The 2,057-nt window shown below is 62.2% G+C and carries 3 protein-coding genes; 1 reads left to right on the top strand and 2 read right to left on the bottom strand.

Annotated elements, in window-relative coordinates:
* Nucleotides 1-393, bottom strand: a 393-nt coding sequence (locus EOA27_RS42595; protein WP_245491254.1) for a hypothetical protein, incomplete at its 3' end; no start/stop codon positions are given.
* Between the two features lie 505 nt (nucleotides 394-898).
* Nucleotides 899-1,360, bottom strand: coding sequence for a cupin domain-containing protein (locus EOA27_RS33710; RefSeq protein WP_126078802.1), 462 nt, complete (start codon nucleotides 1,358-1,360; stop codon nucleotides 899-901).
* Nucleotides 1,361-1,467: 107 nt separating this feature from the next.
* Between EOA27_RS33710 and EOA27_RS33715 the strand changes: the two genes are divergently transcribed.
* The coding region (locus EOA27_RS33715) for a winged helix-turn-helix domain-containing protein (RefSeq protein ID WP_189562238.1) at nucleotides 1,468-2,057 on the top strand (590 nt) is incomplete at its 3' end.

Genomic DNA, 2,057 nt, shown 5'->3' on the forward strand with positions numbered 1-2,057 from the left:
GTTGACACGCTGGCGCTGGCGCTGGCCAATCTGCGCCTGCGCGAAACGCTCAGGCAGCAATCGATCCGCGATCCGAACACTGGCCTGTTCAACCGGCGTTATCTCGAGGAAACCAGCAGCCGGGAATTGAGGCGCATGGAGCGCTCGAGCCAGCCGCTGGCAGTCATCATGCTCGATGTCGACCACTTCAAACAGTTCAACGATACTTTCGGGCACGAGGCTGGCGACCTCGTGCTGAAGCAGGTTGCCGCGACGCTGATCGAGCATGCGCGCGACACCGATGTCGTGTCGCGCTATGGCGGCGAGGAATTCGCGCTCGTGATGCCGGGCTGCTCGCTCAAGGAGGGAGCCAAGCGCGCCGAAACGCTGCGCCAGGCGATCAAGCAGCTGCATCTGGCGCATCGCGGCCGCACGCTTGGCACTGTGACGGCCTCTTCGGCGTCGCCGCCTATCCCGAGCATGGCTCGGGCTGGGCCGAGCTCACCAATGCCGCCGACCATGCGCAATATGATGCCAAGGCCGAGGGGCGAGATCGGGTCGTGGTCGCCAGGGCCACCCCGCCGGGCGAGCGCGCCGCAATCAAGCTTGTTCCATCGAAGAAATCGGAAGCAACGTGACGCCATGCCGGCCGCGGTCACCACTGGCGAAAGCCGTCTGAACGGCTTGCCGGCGCGTCACTTGTTGCCCTTTGCGCGCCCTCGACGTGGAAGGGAGGGAGATCGGCGTTTAACCTTGACGCGAGGAGGCCATTGACTCGACGCGTTGCGATCGCGACGTCGACGAGGGGCAGGCTGGCGGGCATGATCATCGAACCCGTCCAGGGCTATGGCCTCATCGTTCCCATACCGAAAGCTATATTGCTGGCGTGTTCGAGTGCGTGCGCGCTAAGGCGCCCCATTCACGAGCGCGTCGTCAGCGTCGACAGTTGGTCTGTATCGTAGCGGTTTCGCAGATCGGCGAGTGCTTTTGGATCGGGCGCCCCATGCGCCGTCAGCTCGGCCAGTTTTTCGAAATAATGCTCGTGGCCGGGCGGAGAGACGGTCATCAGCACGCGCGCAGGCTTCTCGCTGACATTGGTGATGTTGTGCGGCACCCCTGGCGGGATGAACAGGAAGGTTCCCGGCGTTGCATGGATCGTCCTGTCGCCGACGTGCCATTCACACTCGCCTTCGAGTAGGTAGAAGGTCTCCTCCTGCACCCGGTGAACATGTCGCCCGGTGGCGAACTCCGGCGGGATCGTCCAGTCGAACATGCTCGTATGCCTGGTATTTTCGTCGGTGACGAGGAAAGCCATCGGGTGGCCACGCAACATGACGCCCTTCTTCTCGTCGGGCATGCGGATGACGGCATCAGCGCTCATTTGATCCTCCTCTGACAGGCGCTTACTCTGGCAAGCGTTCGCTCAACATCGGCCGCTCACGCGGGAAAGTCGTGAACTCGTTGCCAAAAATCTGCTAAAAGACTCCAATGATAGTCAGGCGTGAGGTCCACCGCTTTGGGTCTTTTCACCTCGATCCGCAGGTGGGCATTCTCTTTTACGGAGATGAGCCGACCATGCTTGGGCGGCGCGCCGTCGCGCTGCTGCGACTGCTGATCCAGAACGCTGGCCAACCCGTCTCCAAAGACGCGCTGATCGAGGCCGGCTGGGGCGGATCGGCGGTTGCCGATAACAATCTGACGGTTCAGATCGCAGCCTTGCGCCGGACATTGGCTGACGCGGCGAATGGAGCAAATTGGATCGAAACATTGCCGCGCCGTGGCTATCGCTATGTCGGACCCGCCGTAGCCACCAACGGTCCCGATACCTCGGTCGTCACCGGCGCCACGTTGGGACCGAGCTTGCCTGAGAAGCCGTCCGTCGCGGTCCTACCGTTCTCGAATTTGAGCGGCGACCCCCAACAGGAGTATTTTGCCGATGGGATGGTGGACGACATCATCACGGGCCTGGCACGGATCAAATGGCTGTTCGTCATCGCCCGAAACTCGACCATTTCGTACAAGGGTCGCGCCGTCGACGTGAAGCAGATTGGCCGCGAGCTGGGCGTTCGCTATGTGCT

Source organism: Mesorhizobium sp. M2A.F.Ca.ET.037.01.1.1 (assembly GCF_003998075.1).
Lineage (GTDB): Bacteria > Pseudomonadota > Alphaproteobacteria > Rhizobiales > Rhizobiaceae > Mesorhizobium.